The sequence below is a fragment of the Streptomyces sp. NBC_01235 genome (assembly GCF_035989285.1).
Taxonomy (GTDB): domain Bacteria; phylum Actinomycetota; class Actinomycetes; order Streptomycetales; family Streptomycetaceae; genus Streptomyces.
Map to the genome: position 1 here is coordinate 2279023 of NZ_CP108513.1, position 16910 is coordinate 2295932.

Here is a 16910-nt window from a genome sequence, read left to right on the forward strand (position 1 = left end):
ATCCAGTTCCCTAGGAATGCCATGCGTTTCGCCACTTATGAGCAGCACGGCCGCAGCCGTCTCGCCACCGTCGAGGACGACGGCATCCTCTACCCCTGCCCCGGCACGGGGACGCTTCTCGACCTGGTCCAGGCCGGTCCCGAGGCGCTGCGCGAGGCAGGCAACGCAAGCCTGGACGTGCCGCGCGGGCCGCACGTCTCCCAGGTGCGACTGCTGCCGCCGCTCCAACCGCCGTCCGTACGCGACTTCGTCACGTTCGAGGAACACGTCGAAGGTGTACGACGCAGCATCGACGGAGTCTCGGGTGCCCCGGACGCCTGGTACGACGCGCCCACCTTCTACTTCACCAACCCCTACGCCGTCATCGGCGCTCACGACGACGTCCCCGTACCGCCCGGCAGCCAGGCAATGGACTTCGAACTCGAAGTCGCCGCGGTCATCGGCCGCGAGGGCCGCGACCTCACCCCCGAGCAGGCCCGCGACCACATCATCGGCTACACCATCTACAACGACTGGTCCGCCCGCGACCTCCAGTCCCGCGAGATGCAGGTCAGTCTCGGCCCCTGCAAGGGCAAGGACACCGCCACCACCCTCGGCCCCTACCTCGTCACCGCGGACGAGCTGGAGCCCTACCGAGACAGCGACGGCTTCCTGCGCCTGGCGCTGACCGCCGAGATCAACGGCGAGGTCGTCGGCAAGGACCTGCTGTCCAACATGAGCTGGACCTTCGAGGAGATGACCGCCTACGCCTCCCGCGGCACCTGGGTACGCCCCGGCGACGTACTCGGCTCCGGCACCTGCGGCAACGGCGGCTGCCTCGCCGAACTCTGGGGCATGCGCGACCGCCAGGACCCGCCGCCGCTCAAGCCCGGCGACACCGTCACCCTCACCGTCGAGGGCATCGGCACCGTCTCCAACACCGTGGTACCCGGCGCCGAACCGGTGACCGTCCCTCGCGCCCGTACGCGCCCGCGAACGCGCCCGTGAACCGCGCGGCGAAGAGCAGGCCGTCCGACAGGGTCGTCGTCACCGGGACCGCGCGCGGCCGGGCACGGTCAAGGCGCCGCCACATCCCGTTCCGCCGGGCCGGCCTCCCTGACGGGGTGCTCGACGCCGTCGTCCTCCTCACTTCTGGCGAGGCCTCGTACATCACCGGCGCCGGTCTCGTCGGCGACAGGTCGACGGTACTGCCCGGCTCCTCCCTTTGCCCCCCCGGCCGACCTCTGACTGAAAGGCCCCGCACGTGAACAAGGTCAGCGCGAGCGCCGCCGAGGCGGTCGCCGACATCTCCGACCGGGTCTCACTCGCCGTTGGCGGCTTCGGCCTGTCCGGCATACCGGCCGCCCTCATCGACGCCCTGCACGCCCAGGGCACCACCGGTCTGAAGGTCGTCTCCAACAACTGCGGCGTAGACGGCCAAGGACTCGGCCTACTGCTCGCCGACGGCCGCATCAGCCGCGTGACCGGCAGTTACGTCGGCGAGAACAAAGAGTTCGCCCGCCAGTACCTCAGCGGCGAGCTGGAGGTCGAACTCGTACCGCAAGGCACCCTGGCCGAGCGGCTACGGGCCGGCGGGGCCGGCATCCCGGCCTTCTACACGCCAGCAGGCGTGGGCACACAGGTAGCAGACGGCGGCCTGCCATGGCGTTACGCGGCGGACGGCAGCATCGCCCTCGCTTCCCCCGCAAAGGAGAAGCGCTCCTTCGGGGGTCGCCCGCATGTCCTCGAACACGGCATCACCACCGACTACGCGCTCGTCCGCGCCTGGCGCGGCGACACTCACGGCAATCTGGTCTTCAACAAGGCCGCCGCCAACTTCAACCCATTGGCCGCCATGGCCGGCCGCATCACGATCGCCGAGGTCGAGGAGCTCGTGGAGCCGGGCGAGCTGTCTCCTGACGCGATCCATCTGCCCGGCGTCTTCGTCCAGCGGGTCGTCGCCCTCACGCCCGCGCAAGCCGCCGACAAACCGATCGAACGGCGTACGACTTCCGCGCCCCAGGCACGAGAGACGGTGCACAGCTGATGCCCTGGACCCGCGACCAGATGGCCGCCCGTGCCGCCGCCGAACTCACCGACGGCTCCTACGTCAACCTCGGCATCGGCCTGCCCACCCTCGTCCCGGGCCACCTCCCACCAGGAGTCCACGTCGTCCTCCACTCCGAGAACGGCATCCTCGGCACCGGGCCCTACCCCAGTGAACGCGACGTCGACCCCGACCTCATCAATGCCGGCAAGGAAACCGTCACCGTGCTCCCGGGAGCAGCCTTCTTCGACTCCGCCCTGTCCTTCGGCATGATCCGCGGCGGCCACATCGACACCGCCGTGCTCGGTGCCATGCAGGTCTCCGCGACCGGCGACCTCGCCAACTGGATGATCCCCGGAAAGATGATCAAGGGCATGGGCGGTGCCATGGACCTCGTCCACGGTGCCCGCCGCGTCATCGTCCTCATGGATCACACCGCCAAGGACGGCAGCCCCAAGATCCTCCACGAGTGCACCCTGCCCCTCACGGGCCGGGCCTGCGTCCACCGCGTCATCACCGACCTGGGCGTCATCGACGTCACCGACAACGGCCTGATCCTTGTCGAAATCGCCCCCGGCGTCACCCACCACGACATCACCGCCGCCACCGCCGCAAAACTCCACATCGTCGCTTGAGGCAGGTCAACGACGACCAAGGCTGAGGAACCCGCCATGAAGAAACCTCCCGCCAAGCGTGGCCGCGTCGCCGTCATCGGTGCCGGACCCGGTGGCATGGCCGCCGCACTCTCCGTCCACCAGGCCGGCCACGACGTCGTGCTGTTCGAGCGCTACCCGCACGCCAGACCCGCCGGCAACATCCTCAATCTGTGGCCGCCCCCCATCAAGGCACTTGGGTTGCTAGGGGTGAACACCGAGGACCTGGGTGCGCCCTGTACGTCCGAGTTCCGCAACGCCCGCGGTCGCCGCCGGGTCCGCGCGGCCCTTCCTGAGCAGGTTGTCCGCGACTACGGCGGCGGCTTCATCGGCCTGCTGCGCCCCGAGCTGTACGAGCGGCTGCTCGACGCGCTGCCCAAGGGCGTCCTGCAGGTCAACCACACGGTGGAGCGCGTCGAGCAGGACGAGAACGGTGTTCGACTGCACCTCGCGGACGGACGAGTCCACGAGACGGACCTCGTGATCGGCGCGGACGGCATCGATTCCCTGGTCCGCCGCACTCTGTGGGGCGACAGCCCCAAGCGCGAGCACAACCTGCACATCTTCGGCGGCTATACCTTCGACGAGAGCGTCGAGACCGAGCCCGGGATGTGCGTCCTCTCCCACACCCGCACTGTGCAGGGGAGCTGGACCGCCATCCGTAACAAGGGACGTGGCGGCCACCAGTGGTGGGTGCTCGAAGCGTTCGACGCAAGCCGGGAGTTCTCGGGCGACCTGCACTCGATCGCGACCAGCCTCGGTCAGGCCTTCGCCCGTCCGCTCCCCCAGCTGATCGCCGCGACCGACCCCGCGCACGTTCAGCGCTGGGTGATCCGCGACCGCAAGCCTCTGAAGCAGTGGTCCAAGGGCCGCGCCACTCTCGTCGGCGACGCCGCTCACCCCACGTCCCCGTACGCCGGGTACGGCGCCGGTATGGCCACTGAGGACGGCTATTTCATCGGCCGCCGCCTGGCAGGGGTGGACCTGAGCGACTACGCCGCTGTCCGCCAGGCACTCGACGCCTTCGAGGCCCCCCGCAAGCCGCACACCGCCCGGCAGTCCCAGCACGCCTACGCCCTCGGGCAGGTCTTCCATCACGCGCCGCGCGCTCTGCAGCCGATCCGGGACGCGATCCTGGACCGCACCCCGCTGATGCAGAAGGTGGTGGGTGACTCCACCCCCGGTTCGATCCTCACTCAGCTCGGGGAGATCGACCGGGCCGAAGCCCGCTTCACCGCGCTCCTCGGCCTCGGCGAGACAGACGACACCGCTTCCTGAAGCACGTGGCTGGGGCAGCGCCCGCGCCCGGCGGGTCCGGCGCTGCCCCAGAACAGCAGGCCGCCCGACGCACGCCCCGGCACAGAACGCCAAGCGTTCATCGGGCAGTCGAGAACAACCTCTCCTACGCTGCGCGACCGTCGGTCAACGCATCACTGGGATCCGCTCGGAGGTGGCCAAGCGCGGACTGGGGTTCGCGACCACCGACTCGGCCACCAGCCGGGTCACGGGTACGCCGAGCACCACGGCGATCGAGAACAGCGTGTCCACCATGGGATTGCCCGCGTCCTGCTCCAGATTCGAGAGCGTCTGCTTCGCCGGCCTCGCCTGCCCGGCCAACTCCGCCAGGGACAAACCCCATTGCCTACCCCCGTGGCTCCGGAGGCAGGGGACCTTGGTGAAACTATTCCGTCAGCGTGCCCATCGCACGGTCGAGCAGTACGGCCAGGGGAACGGCGCCCCCGCAGGCCACCCAGCCCGTCGCGGCCGCATCCAGACAAGCGAGCGCGGCCCCGGAAAGCGCGTTCGGCCCGACCTCGTCCGGCTGGTCGGCGCTGACGCCCAGCCGCCGGGCGATCTCCGGCTCCAGCATCGCCTGCCAGCTCAGCTGCTTCTCGAAGTGCCGGGCGCGCAGCGACGGAGTCTCCTGGAGCATGCGCAGATAGCTGAGCGCCTGCTCGGGCGCCTGCTCGTTCGACTGCGTGAGGACGTCGAACGCCCTGCGCAGCGACTCCCAGGGACGCTCGGTGTCGGGGCGGGCGGCGAACGCCTCCGCGATCTGACGGCCGGTCTCCTCCAAGCCCTGCAAGACCATGTCTTCTTTGGTGCCGAAGTACCGGAACAGGCTGGCACGCGACAGCCCGACCTCACCGGCGATCTGGTCGACGGTCGTCCCGTCGAATCCCTGCTCGATGAAGAGCCGGAGCGCGACCTCGACGACTTCCTTCCGGACCGTCGCGCGCATACGCTCCCGCAGGCCGGGCGGTTTGGTTGCGGACTGGGCGGAGGTGCGGGCGGAGTCGGTCATGAGTAAAGAGTACAACAGCGACTCAATCTGATACTGAGCATCAGAAACATGGGATCCCGGCGGCCACACTGTCCACGCCCGCCGTTCAAGTCACTCCCACGGAGCGCGCCAGCGGATGCAACGTGAGGCGCTTCCACTTGACCCGGAAGACCTGCTCGGCCGCACCCAGTCCTTCCTCGGGGACGGCAGCGCTTACGACGAAACGCTCGCCGCGCGCAGGGAACGTGACGGTGAGTGCAGGCCCGCTCAGCGCTCCCGGCCGGGCGTACCGGCCGCGCCGAGGTCGGCGGTGACTCCGGCACCTGCCCCGAAAAGTTGACCCTCCTCGTACGCACGCACCCCCGTCATGCTTTTTGCGGTCCCGCAAGGGGGCCGCTGCCCTCCGGGCCCGGCATGACTCTGTCCCCTGTCGAACGGATGACTCTGGACGCGGATGGGGGCGGGCCCGACTGGGGTTCCGGTCGGTGGTCAGGCGACTGGACGGCCACCGGTGACAGAAGGGGAGGATGACCGCCCCGTACCCACCCGACCCTTCCCGTCACCTCGCCGGGAAGGGCCTACAGTGCGCCGGGGCCGCCCGGGACACTTCGGGAGCCGCGAGTGGCTCCTGGCCACCGAGCCCGCCTTCATGTCTGCGGGCTGCCGCCCGAACCATCCATCTCGTCACGGATCGGCCTGCGGCGTCTCGCTGCCGCGCGGCGGCTTCAGGCCGCGGCGCCCTCGGCCTCGGCGGAGACCGCCGCCCACTCCTCCCAGGTCTTCAGCCGCTCGGCGTAGACCTGGGGGACGAGGTGGAGGGGGGCCGTACCGAAGAAGACACGCAGCGGAGGGTTGTCCGCGTCGACGATCCCCAGCAGGGCCGGGCCGGTTGCAGCGGGGTCGCCGGACTTGACGTCGCCCCAGGCGGCGGCGACGGCGGCGCGCAGGTCGTCGTAGGCGGGCAGTTGCGCGGCAAACGTGGCGGAGGAGCCGGCCCAGTCGGTCTCGAAGCCGCCGGGCTCGACGAGGGTGACCTTGATGCCGAAGCCGGCGACCTCCTGGGCGAGGGCCTCGGTCAGGCCCTCCAGGGCCCACTTGGAGGCGTTGTAACCGCCCAGGTTGGGGAAGGAGATGACGCCGCCGACCGTGGAGATCTGCACGATGTGACCGCTGCGCTGGGCCCGCAGGAGGGGCAGGGCGGCCTGAGTGACCCACAGGGCGCCGTAGAAGTTGGTCTCCATCTGACCGCGGACCTGCTGCTCGGTCAGCTCCTCGACCGCGCCGAACAGGCCGTGTCCGGCGTTGTTGACGATCACGTCCAGGCGGCCGAAGTGCTCGTGCGCCCGCTGGACGGCCTCGAATGCGGCGGCCTTGTCGGTGACGTCCAGCTTCAGCGGCAGCACCGCCTCACCATGGGCGGCCACCAGGTCCGCCAGGGAGTCGGTGTTGCGGGCGGTGGCCGCGACCTTGTCACCACGCTCCAGGGCCGCCTGGACGAACTGACGACCGAAGCCACGCGAGGAACCGGTGACGAACCAGATCTTGCTCATGAGGACACTCCCGTTCGAAACGAACTTGCAATACGAGACTCTAGACCCTTCTGATACTCAGTATCAAGTCGTTCCTCTGTGGATTCTTGAGCATGAGTAACTCCACCTTCGTTCACAGCTCCCGGCCAAGCCGTCGAGCCTGCGTGGCACTCGCGAGCGACGGTTCACGGCAGAGGTGACCGAAGTAGCGATCCGGCTCTCGACCACCCGCTGCTGCCCGGCATCGGCGCCCAGCACAACCTGCGACGCACTCACTCGCCGGGCATCCGCTCCGTGCGCGTGGCCACCCACTGCACCGAGACCGGCATCTCCGCCCAGCACATCGCCGCGGCCGCAGGCTGGGCATGGATGTGGCGGGCTTCCTGGTGGTGGTGTCTCACTGCCCGAACCCGCCGAACTGACCCGCCAGGCCAGCCGATGGAGTCCTGCGGCGCCCACTGCGTCCGCACCACTGGCCCCGTTGGCGGCTCGCTCCCGGCTATCGCCGTGAGCCCGCTCCGGGCCTGCTCATGGTCCGCCGCCCGGCTCGGCTCGACGTCTTGCCCTGATCTGAGCGGAGCTTCTCCCGAGGACGGCGCCGTACTCATCGGCTACAGCTCGCTCGACAGGCCGGAAGACCGTCACCCGCAAGGAGGGCGTCGGCCGGGCCGCGGAGCAGCTCAGGGCCGGACAGCCGACGCTCACCACGCGATCAGCCGGCACAATCATCGAGGCGGTGTGCTTGCCCGCAGCACGACGTTCGTGTCGACCGGTACGATCCGCGGGACGTCATCGTCGGAGAGCGCGAGCTCCATCGCACGGAGTCCGACCTGCTGCAGAGGCACGTTCACGGACGTCAGCTCCGGGACGACGTCCACCGCCGGGCCGATGTCGTCGAAGCCGGCGACGGCGATGTCCCGGCCAGGGACAAGCCCGGCGTCGCGGAATGCGGTCATCACACCGATCGCCATGACGTCGCTGACCGCGAAGACGAGTTCCGTGCCGTCCAGTCCCCGCCGGACGAGCTCCCGGGCCGCCGCGCACCCCCCTCGGCGACTGAACTCGGCGTCGACCACCAGCCGTTCGTCGACGTCGATGCCGAACTCGCGCAGGCCCTCCACGAAACCGCTGCACCGGTCACGGGACGTCCTGAGGCCGGTCCCCGCCCGGGCCACCGCGAACCGCCGGTAGCCGAGCCCTACCATCGCGCGGGCAAGCTGCCGCGCTCCCCCGTAGTTGTCGATGCTGACGGTGTGGAAGGGCAGGTCGTGCTGGCTGATCAGGACCACGCTGCCGCCCGCTTCCCGGTAGGCGTGGAGCTCCTCGACCAGTGCGTCGCGGTCATCGGTGCCGTCGACGCGGCTGCCGGTCATGATGATGACGCGGGGGCGCATGCCGCGCAGCGTCCCGACGATCTGGAGTTCCCGCTCCGGGGAGCGGTCCGCGACCGCCATGGTCACGATGAGTCCGGCGGCCTCGGCTGCCTGCGTCACACCTGCCGCGATGGAGGAGAAGTACGGGTCGTCGACACCGCTGACGACCAGCGCGGCGATGTTCGTCGAACCCCGCGCGATCGCCTGGGCGGACAGGTGCGGTGCGTAGTCCAGCTCCGCGGCCGCAGTGAGCACACGGTCGACGTTCTCCTGCCGGACGTTGCGGACGCTGCCGTTGAGCACCCGCGACGCCGTCGCCTGTGAGACGCCCGCCGTCCGCGCCACATCATGCAGGGTCACCTGGCGCCCCTCGGATACGGCCTCCCCGCGACGCCGTACAGGCGCTGCCGCTCCATCTTCCATGCCGCACATTGTGCACCGAGCCGCCCAGCGCCTGGAAGTCGCGCATTCACTACCGAGGGTCACTCCGCAGGCCGGTGCGCTTACCGCTACCGCACATGCCTTGCGGAATCCAACCGGGCCGACGCGACCTCCTTCCAGCCAGGCGACCGTATCCCGAGTCAGTCACCGGCACTTTCGTCCACACCTGCGCGGCCTGGCCGGGGATATCCTCGGGTAGCGTCGACGGCGGCTCGTTTTCGTGGCGCGGGAGGGACGGCGCGATGCCCCATTCAGCCAGACCGACCGTCACCCTGCGTGACGTGGCGGCGGCCGCCGGTGTGTCGGTCTCGACCGCGTCGCGAGTGCTGGGCGGCAGTTCCCGCACGGTCGCGGAGGAATACCGGCAGCGGGTCGTCTCCGCCGCCGCCGCGTTGCGCTACACCGCGGACGCCGCGGCCCGGGCGATGCGGCGCGCGAACGACTCGATCGCGGTCGTCGGCGACGATCTCACGACCCCGTCGATGGGAATGGTCGCCGCGGCGATGGAACGGCGAGCGCGCGACGCAGGTGCGTTCGTGACCGTCTCGTCGACCCACGGCACCGCCGAGCGGCAGCTCGAAACCGTCCGGTTGCAGCGTGCTCTGCGGCCGCGTGCGCTCATTCTGACCTCGAGCCGCCTCGACACGAACGCCCTCGGCGGGCGGCTGCTCGACGAGTTGCTCGGCTACGAACGCGAGGGCGGCCGGGTAGTGATCGTCGGTGACACCGACATGCCGTTCGACTCCATCAGCTTCGACAATCACGGCCCTGCGAGGGAATTGGCCGGCTACGTCGCCGCGGCGGGGCACCGGCACGTGACGATCCTCGCCGGCGTACGCGGGAAGGGGAACGTCTCGGCCCGTACCGCAGGCTTCATAGCCGGTCTCCGCGGCGGCGGCGTCGAGGAGCGGCACATCCGGATCTCGCACTGCCCGGTGAGCCGCCAAGGAGGGTTCGACGCGGCGCGGCGGCTGGTCACCGAGGGGCTGGAGCCGCCCCACGCGGTCCTCGCCGCCAACGACACCATCGCCATCGGCGCGATGTCCGCCTTCCGTACTGCCGGGGTGGCAGTGCCGGACGAGGTCTCGGTGACCGGTTTCGACGACATCGAGCTCGCGATCGACGTGACACCGCGGCTGACGACCGTGTCGTTGCCGCTGGCGCAGGCAGGTGCCGAGGCGGTCCGCCTCGCGCTCGCGGACCGTACGGAAGCAGAGCATCTGATGATGCGTGGGCAGGTCGTGGTGCGCGACAGCACGGCGATCCGCGTCGTCTGAACCGACCCTGAGCCGATCACTCCCGCCGAAGCGCACACCGCCTTCGGGCCACCAGAACTGCCACACATCAAAGCCGCATTTTTTACCCGCTGACCGATGCTTGACGCCTTCGATCACGGACGGGCACACTGCGCGGAATACGATTTCCCACTGAGGAAAGCTCCTCTCCCGGGCGGGCCCCGCCTCTGCGATCCACGCGACGGAGTCTCAGTGCAAGCCGCACCCACACCCGCACTCCCTCCTAGGAGGATCTGCCGTGCACGACGTCATAGGGCTGCCTGACAGGCACATCAGACGGTTGGCGGCCCTGGCCGCCCTGCTCATGGGACTGGCCCTGCTGACCGGCCGAGCACTGTCGCCCGCGTACGCCGCCACCGACACGGCGATCACCGTCGACGGCACCAGCGGCGGACGCACCTTCGACGGCGTGGGCGCGATCAGCGGCGGCGGCGGCAACACCCGCCTCCTGGTCGACTACCCGTCCACCCAGCGCAACCAGGTCCTGGACTACCTGTTCAAGCCCGGCTACGGCGCGGCCCTGGAGATCCTCAAGGTCGAGATCGGCGGCGACACCAACTCGACCGACGGCTCCGAGGCCAGCTTCGAGCACTCGAAGGGCGACATCGACTGCAACGCCGGCTACGAGTGGTGGGTGATGGAGCAGGCCAAGGCCCGTAACCCCGACATCAAGCTCTTCGCCCTGGCCTGGGGCGCCCCCGGCTGGATAGGGAACGGCAACTTCTACTCGACGGACGGGATCAACTACCTGATCGACTGGATGGGCTGCGCCAAGCAGCACGGCCTGAGCATCGACTACCTCGGTGGCCAGAACGAGAAGACGTACAGCGCCTCCTTCTACGAGAACCTGAAGTCGGCCCTGGCCGCGAACGGCTACACCTCGACCAAGCTGGTCGGCAGCGATGAGACCAACTGGAACATCGCCACCGCCATGAAGACCGACAGCGCCCTGAACAACGCCGTGGACATCGTCGGCGCGCACTATCCCTGCACGTACGCGTCCGCTATGACCACCTGCTCCTCCTCCGGCGACGCCCAGTCGCTGGGCAAGCAGCTCTGGGCCAGCGAGAACGGCTCGGAGAACGCCGAGACCGGGGCGGCCCCGGTCGCCCGTGCCATCAACCGCGGCTACCTCGACGCCAAGATGAGCGCGTACATCAACTGGCCCATGCTGGCCGCCGACTACCAGAACCTCTACTTCCACGACCAGGGCCTGATCACCGCGAACCAGCCCTGGTCCGGCGCCTACAGTGTCTCCCGCACCGCCTGGTCCATCGCCCAGACCACGCAGTTCACCTCACCCGGCTGGAAGTACCTCGACAGCGCCTCCGGCTACCTCGGCGGCGACCGCGCCAACGGCAGCTACGTCAGCTACACGGCGCCCGACAAGAGCGCCTGGAGCACCGTCTTCGAGACCATGGACGCCACCGCTTCCCAGACGGTCACCCTCGGCATCGCCGGCGGCCTGCCCGGCGGCAACCTGCATGTGTGGTCCACCGACCTGTCACAGCCCGGCGGCGCCACCCCGCGCATGGTGCAGAACAGTGACCTGACCGCCAGCAACGGCACGTACACCCTCACCCTGGACCCCGGTCACGTCTACACCGTGACCACCGCCACCGGCCAGGGTGCCGGAACGGCCACCTCGCCCGCGCGCAACCGGCTCGTCATGCCCTACTCGGACTCCTTCGCCGGCTACAGCACCGGGCAGGAGGTGAAGTACTTCGCCTCCATGAACGGCGCGTTCCAGGCCGCCCCCTGCACCGGGGGCCGCACCGGCCAGTGCCTGCGCCAGACCGCCCCCCAGAAGCCGATCGTCTGGTGGTACCCAGCCACGAACGCCCTCCAGCCCTACACCCTCATGGGCGACGTCGGCTGGAGCAACTACACGGTCAGCTCCGACGTACTGCTGGAGAAGAGCAGCAGCTCCGCAGAGCTCCTCGGCCGTGTCGGCACCCAGACGAAGTTCAGCGCCGGGGGGATGAACGCCTACCACCTGCGCCTGTCCGACACCGGATCCTGGTCGCTGTTGAAGACCGACACCGCCGGCAGCAAAGCGTGGAACTGGACCACCCTTGCCAGCGGTACCGTCACCGCTCCCGGCACGGGCACCTGGCACAACCTGTCGCTGACCTTCCAGAACAGCACCATCATCGCCAAGATCGACGGAAACACCGTCGGCACGGTCACCGACACGAGCTACGGTGCGGGCCTGGCCGGCCTGGGCACCGCCGGCTACTACCCCGTCGAGTACTCCAACTTCTCCGTCACCCACGAGCCGGTCAGCGACCTGTCCGGCACCTACAAGATCATCAGCGTCGGCACCGGCAAGGTGCTCACCGCCTACAACGGTGGAACCAGCGACGGCACGCCCGTCGTTCAGAAGACCGACGCTAACAGCGGCAGCCAGCAGTGGAAACTGGCCTACACCAGCGGCGGCTACCTCACCATCACGGGTGTCACCAGCGGCAAGTCCCTCGACATCAACGCGGCTTCCACCTGGCCCGGCACCCAGTTGCAGCTGAAGACCCCCAGCGGGAGCGTCAGCCAGCAGTGGCTGATCGCCCCGGGCGACAGCGGCGGCTACACCATCGAGTCCCGGTCGAACGGGTACAACGTGGACGTGTACAAGGGTGGGACCACCGACAACACCCCCATCGACCAGTGGTACACCAACGGCGGCAGCAACCAGCGTTGGAAGCTGGTCAAGGTGGCATGACCGACTGAGCAACCGAGCCCTTGGGTGGGGCAGGCCCGACCCCCGGCCTGCCCCACCCGTGCGCCGGGGGCCATGAGATGCGCCTGCGCTGCTGGGCCCCGCCGGGCGACGGGTTGAGCAGTCAGTGACAAGCGCCTTACGAAGCAGCCGGGCTGCCGCACGGCTCGCTGTCGCACGGCGCCGTCGGTTTTCCGGCAGGGGCCTCCACAACGCCGACGTTCATCTGCTCGAAACCTTGACGCACTCGATCGGCGCTGGGCACACTGCGCGGAATACGTTTTCCCGACGCGGCCCCGAGGGGCAGGCATGACGTTCTCGATGGCCCGCTGCACATCCGGGAGGGCACTGTGACACTGAAAGCACGGATCTTGGAGCCGCAGCGGAGCTCAGCCCCCGATGGGGCGTGTCCGGCCGGACCAGTGCCCATGTCGTCGCGCACCCGTTGGTGCGTCCACCGTAGGGTCCCGAGCCGCCGGCGCCCCGAGTCGTTACGCGACGTCTCGGCTGGAGGCGTCACGACAGGAGCCGGTACCTCACCACCACAGACGACAAGAAGAGGACAATGACCGTAAACCGAAGACTTGTGTCACGAGCGACAGCCGCCGCACTGTGCGCGCTGGCGGTCGTGCTCGCGTCGATCGTGCTCATCCCCGCGCAGCGGGCCTTCGCCGCGGGCACCACGTACTTCGTGAGCACGAGCGGCAGCGACAGCAACGCCGGAACCAGCACCAGCGCGCCCTGGCGCTCGCTGAGCAAGGTGAACGCGACGACGTTCCAGCCCGGCGACACCATTCGCCTCGAGGCCGGTGACACCTGGACCGGGCAACTCTGGCCGAAGGGGTCCGGCGCCGACGGCTCCCCGATCGCCATCGACAGCTACGGAACGGGCGCCAAGCCGAAGATCGCCGGCCAGGGCACCGTCGCCGATGCGGTGCGGCTGAACAACCAGCAGTACTGGGAGATCCGCAACCTCGACGTGTCGAACGCGGTGCCCACGGGGACGACCGACGGTTCGAAGCTCGGCGACTTCCGCGGCATCGGAGTGCACGGTGACAACGGCCAGACCCTGCACCACTTCGTGATCGACTCGGTGGACGTGCACGACGTCACCGGCGAGGTCAAGTGGGTCGGCGGCAGCACCGCCGACAACAAGCCGGGCATCACCTTCCAGCAGGGCTGGGACCGCTCGAAGGACACCGGCGGCATCGCCTTCCTCACCGGCGTCCAGGACATCACCGCGCCCGGCGCCCCGACGGTCCTCGACAGCATCACCGTGGAGAACTCCACCATCAAGAACACCTCGTTCAGCGGGATCGTCACGAAGCAGTACGCCGGTGACGCGCCAGGTGCCGTCTTCACCGGCTGGGGCAAGCGCGCCACGGCCAGCGACCCCAAGTACACCCCGTACACCAACGTCACGTTCCGCGGGAACTACATCACGCAGGCGAACACCCCCTACGGCTGCAACGGCATCTACCTCACCGGCACCCGGGGCGGACTCGTCGAAGGCAACGTGATCGACCGGGTCGGCGTCTCCGGCGTCGAGACCAACATGGCCGACAGCATCACCGTCCAGCACAACGAGATCATGGGCACCCACCTCTCGTCGGGCGGCGCCGACCAGAACGCCCTGGATCCCGACATCGGCACCACCAACCAGCTGTTCCAGTACAACTACCTCCACGACAACGGCGACGGCGTCCTGCTCTGCGCGTGCAACTCCAGCGTCCAGTTCGGCAGCCTGGTGCTCCGCTACAACGTCATCACCGGCAGCACTCGGTGGAACCTCCACTTGTCGCAGACGGGCGGCACGGTGGCGAACATCTACAACAACACCTTCGCCAACACCAGTTCGACGAACATGGTGACCGGCGGCGTCTCCGGCAAGGCGACGCTGACCAACAACCTGTTCGTCTCCGGGCAGTCCGCGCCCACGTTCGTGCAAAAGTCGACCATCATCTACAACAAGAACGGCTACTCGGACAACCTGACGACCGTGCCCACGTCCGACGCGAACGCCGTGGTCGGCGCTCCGCAGTTCGTGAATGCCTCCGTCACGGGGCCCTACGGCGACGAGAACGGCCCGAGGCTCGGCACGGCGACGAACTTCGCGCTCCAGTCGGGCTCGGTGTTCGTCGACGCCGGAGCCACGGTCAGCAGCAACGGAGGCCTCGATAACGCCGGGTCTCCTGTGCCGATCGGGAACGGTCCGGAGATCGGTGCCCTCGAACGCGGCGCGCCCAACATCGCGTTCACGGACACCTTCGACGGCCGGGCGACCGGCACGCTCGCCGACGGGACCAATGGATGGCGAGTCATCTCGACCAACAACGACGTCTCCGTGGTGGAGACGCCGTCCGCCACCGACAAGAGCGTCCGGCTGACCCGCACCATCGAAGGCGGCGGCACCGACGGGACCAACCTCGCCCGGCTCTTCAGCACCCCGCTGCAGGGCGTGGTGACCATCGACACGCAGGTGATGCGCAACGACACGCAGGCCGGCTGGTTCGGGCTGCCCTACGTGTACAACGCCAGCGGCGTCCAAGCCGTCAGCGTCGCGTTCGCCCGCGGCGAGATCCACGCGTATCAGGGAACCACGGACTCCGTGATCGGTACGTACACGAATGGCAAGTGGTACCGGGTCACGCTCACGGTGGACACCGTGAACCAGCGGTTCGACCTGGACATCGACGGCCGTCGCGTGCTGAACGACGCGGCGTTCCGCACCTCGATGCCGGGGATCGCGAAGGTCGCGTGGTACTCGAACGGGGGCGAGCGCGGGGCGGTGCACGTGGACGACGTCCAGATCTCGCGCGGTACCGGATTCGGCCAGTGACAGCCAGGGCAAGTGTGGTGGCGTGAGCATTTCGGTAAGTAAACCGATCCAGTAAGCGCTTCCTCGTCCACCATGATGCTCAGCTCAGGCTAACGTCATGAAAATGAAGAATGGGATCTGCCTGGCCGATATCGGCCAGGCAGATCCCATTGCCGACTGATCAACGTGATGAAATCTGCTGCAGCGTGGCGCTCACCACCGGTACGTAGAACGTGGCGATACCCGCCTCATTGGGATGTGTTCCCGATCCCTCTGTGCCAGGGAAACCGTTGACCAGGTCGTCGAATGTGTACTTCGCACGCTGGGTGTCATCGCGCGTGTCGAACGCGGTCTCTCCGAAGACGTCGGCAACGGCGACGTCCCACTTGCGGCAGGCTTCCAAGGTCACCTCGCGCAGCGCCACCTGAGTGTCCCAGTCCCGCGAACCGAGCTTGTGGGCGGCGACGTACACGATGCGGGCGGTCGGCCACTTCCGCCCCATGACGTGCAGCGTCTTCTCCAACTCTTCCACGTAGGTGCTGAGCGTGTACGCGCGGTCCCGGAAAATGGACTGCGCGTCATTGGTGCCTCCGTCGAAGATGACGAAGTCCGGCGCGATGTCGGTCGCTTGCTCGACCTGCGTGAGTATCTGCCCTCCGGAAGCATGCGCGTCGGCGCCTATGGTCGCGCCGTTCCGGGCGAACTTGGTGAGGGACATGCCCTCGCGCTCTGCAACTACGTCCACGAAACTGTGCAGATACACATGTCCGTACACAATGCTGTCGCCGAAGGCATAGACGCTCTTGCCTACCAACCCATTGTTCACATCGTCCTCCTTGCGGCTTCGCTATTCGGGTCTGATTTTAAACAGAACATTGACGGGTTGGGCGACCGGGACGTAAATTAAGAGAGATAGAAAGCGCTTACTGTAGTGAACTGGAGTGTTGACACACACATGAACGCAACCAACACCGGACTGCCCGGGGGCGTCGCCATCTCGCATCTGTCGGTGTACGACTGGCCTGCTGCCGACGGAGTGTGCGGCGGTACCCCTCATATGCACCTGGCGTGTTCAGAGGCTTACGTCGTCACCGGCGGACGCGGGGCCGTGCAGACGCTGACCGCTTCCGGGTACGAGGTCACTCCGCTCCAGGCCGGCACGGTCGCCTGGTTCACGCCGGGCACCATCCACCGGCTGGTCAACGAGGGTGATCTGCGGATCACCGTTCTGATGCAGAACAGCGGGCTGCCGGAGGCGGGGGACGCGGTCCTCACGCTGCCCCCGGAGTACCTGACCGACCCGGAGACGTACGCCCGTGCCACCGCCATCCCGGCCGACGCACCCGAAGAGGGGCAGGAGCGCGTCGCCCGGGCCCGGCGGGACCTCGCTCTGGAGGGCTACCGGGCACTTCGGGAGGCCGACGGGCCACAGGCCTTGGCCGCGTTCCACCGTGCCGCCGCCGCGCTCGTACGGCCCCGCATCGCCGAGTGGCGCGAGCGGTGGCGACAAGGCGCCGAGGCCTCCGCCGCGGCCACCGGGGCGCAGCTCGACTGGCTGGAGCGAGGAGAGTCCCCCCACCTCGCAGGTGCCGCTGTGAGGTCTGAACAGCCCGCCGCCCGGGGGAAGTTCGGGATGTGCGGCCGGCTTGACGTCTACGCGAACTGAGGGCGATGCGCACCTGAGAACGTGCGGCGTGCGCGGCCGGTTCGGCCCGCACCCACGGCCGGGTCGGATGGGCGGTGCAGGCGCAGGGGACGGACACGGTCCGCCTGCT

At 68.6% G+C, this 16910-nt stretch carries 13 protein-coding genes and 1 pseudogene; 9 read left to right on the top strand and 5 right to left on the bottom strand.

What is annotated here, in order from left to right; genetic code table 11:
* Positions 1-21: 21 nt before the first annotated feature.
* The 4 genes from OG289_RS09655 (at position 22) to OG289_RS09670 (ending at position 3957) form a co-directional block, all read left to right on the top strand.
* Entirely contained in the window at positions 22-987 is a 966-nt protein-coding gene (locus tag OG289_RS09655) for a fumarylacetoacetate hydrolase family protein (RefSeq protein WP_327313608.1), read from the top strand.
* A gap of 256 nt (positions 988-1243) precedes the next feature.
* A complete protein-coding gene (locus OG289_RS09660) occupies positions 1244-2026 on the top strand; it encodes a CoA transferase subunit A (RefSeq protein ID WP_327313609.1) in 783 nt (260 codons plus the stop codon).
* Positions 2026-2661 carry a CoA transferase subunit B gene (locus tag OG289_RS09665; protein ID WP_327313610.1) on the top strand — a complete coding sequence of 212 codons (636 nt, stop codon included), beginning with the start codon at positions 2026-2028 and terminating at the stop codon, positions 2659-2661. The genes OG289_RS09660 and OG289_RS09665 overlap by 1 nt, the downstream gene beginning before the upstream one ends.
* A gap of 36 nt (positions 2662-2697) precedes the next feature.
* The gene (locus tag OG289_RS09670) at positions 2698-3957 is read left to right on the top strand and encodes an FAD-dependent oxidoreductase (RefSeq protein WP_327313611.1); all 1260 of its coding nucleotides are present in this window, start codon (positions 2698-2700) and stop codon (positions 3955-3957) included.
* A 144-nt stretch (positions 3958-4101) separates the two neighbouring features.
* Here the strand turns inward: OG289_RS09670 and OG289_RS09675 are convergent, their stop codons facing one another.
* The 3 genes from OG289_RS09675 to OG289_RS09685 all read right to left on the bottom strand — a co-directional run bounded on the left by OG289_RS09675 (position 4102) and on the right by OG289_RS09685 (position 6513).
* Positions 4102-4311, bottom strand: a complete 210-nt coding sequence (locus tag OG289_RS09675) for a helix-turn-helix domain-containing protein (protein WP_327313612.1) — start codon at positions 4309-4311, stop codon at positions 4102-4104.
* Positions 4312-4360: 49 nt separating this feature from the next.
* A complete protein-coding gene (locus tag OG289_RS09680) occupies positions 4361-4984 on the bottom strand; it encodes a TetR/AcrR family transcriptional regulator (protein WP_326663366.1) in 624 nt (207 codons plus the stop codon).
* A 704-nt stretch (positions 4985-5688) separates the two neighbouring features.
* Positions 5689-6513 (bottom strand): SDR family oxidoreductase, encoded by an 825-nt coding sequence (locus OG289_RS09685; protein WP_327313613.1) that lies wholly within the window; start codon positions 6511-6513, stop codon positions 5689-5691.
* Positions 6514-6723: 210 nt separating this feature from the next.
* Between OG289_RS09685 and OG289_RS09690 the strand changes: the two are divergent.
* Positions 6724-6978 (top strand): annotated as a pseudogene (locus tag OG289_RS09690) (4-hydroxy-2-oxovalerate aldolase); the annotation flags it as partial.
* Between the two features lie 239 nt (positions 6979-7217).
* Here OG289_RS09690 and OG289_RS09695 read toward each other — a convergent pair.
* Positions 7218-8225, bottom strand: coding sequence for a LacI family DNA-binding transcriptional regulator (locus OG289_RS09695; protein ID WP_327313614.1), 1008 nt, complete (start codon positions 8223-8225; stop codon positions 7218-7220).
* Positions 8226-8548: 323 nt separating this feature from the next.
* On the opposite strand from OG289_RS09695, the gene OG289_RS09700 reads away from it, so the two are divergent.
* The 3 genes from OG289_RS09700 to OG289_RS09710 all read left to right on the top strand — a co-directional run bounded on the left by OG289_RS09700 (position 8549) and on the right by OG289_RS09710 (position 15156).
* Entirely contained in the window at positions 8549-9583 is a 1035-nt protein-coding gene (locus OG289_RS09700) for a LacI family DNA-binding transcriptional regulator (RefSeq protein ID WP_327313615.1), read from the top strand.
* 256 nt (positions 9584-9839) lie between these two features.
* Positions 9840-12320 carry an RICIN domain-containing protein gene (locus OG289_RS09705; protein WP_327313616.1) on the top strand — a complete coding sequence of 827 codons (2481 nt, stop codon included), beginning with the start codon at positions 9840-9842 and terminating at the stop codon, positions 12318-12320.
* Between the two features lie 583 nt (positions 12321-12903).
* Positions 12904-15156, top strand: coding sequence for a right-handed parallel beta-helix repeat-containing protein (locus OG289_RS09710; RefSeq protein ID WP_327313617.1), 2253 nt, complete (start codon positions 12904-12906; stop codon positions 15154-15156).
* Between the two features lie 160 nt (positions 15157-15316).
* On the opposite strand, the gene OG289_RS09715 is transcribed toward OG289_RS09710, so the two are convergent.
* The gene (locus tag OG289_RS09715) at positions 15317-15961 is read right to left on the bottom strand and encodes an SGNH/GDSL hydrolase family protein (protein WP_327313618.1); all 645 of its coding nucleotides are present in this window, start codon (positions 15959-15961) and stop codon (positions 15317-15319) included.
* Between the two features lie 129 nt (positions 15962-16090).
* Between OG289_RS09715 and OG289_RS09720 the strand changes: the two genes are divergently transcribed.
* Positions 16091-16801 (top strand): cupin domain-containing protein, encoded by a 711-nt coding sequence (locus OG289_RS09720; protein ID WP_327313619.1) that lies wholly within the window; start codon positions 16091-16093, stop codon positions 16799-16801.
* Positions 16802-16910: the final 109 nt, after the last annotated feature.

Excerpts from the sequence above, each read along its gene's own strand:
- OG289_RS09655 (WP_327313608.1), top strand. The coding sequence starts at position 22 with ATGCGTTTCGCCACTTATGAGCAGCACGGCCGCAGCCGTCTCGCCACC.
- OG289_RS09665 (WP_327313610.1), top strand. The coding sequence starts at position 2,026 with ATGCCCTGGACCCGCGACCAGATGGCCGCCCGTGCCGCCGCCGAACTC.
- OG289_RS09670 (WP_327313611.1), top strand. The coding sequence starts at position 2,698 with ATGAAGAAACCTCCCGCCAAGCGTGGCCGCGTCGCCGTCATCGGTGCC.
- OG289_RS09680 (WP_326663366.1), bottom strand. The coding sequence starts at position 4,984 with ATGACCGACTCCGCCCGCACCTCCGCCCAGTCCGCAACCAAACCGCCC.
- OG289_RS09685 (WP_327313613.1), bottom strand. The coding sequence starts at position 6,513 with ATGAGCAAGATCTGGTTCGTCACCGGTTCCTCGCGTGGCTTCGGTCGT.
- OG289_RS09700 (WP_327313615.1), top strand. The coding sequence starts at position 8,549 with ATGCCCCATTCAGCCAGACCGACCGTCACCCTGCGTGACGTGGCGGCG.
- OG289_RS09720 (WP_327313619.1), top strand. The coding sequence starts at position 16,091 with ATGAACGCAACCAACACCGGACTGCCCGGGGGCGTCGCCATCTCGCAT.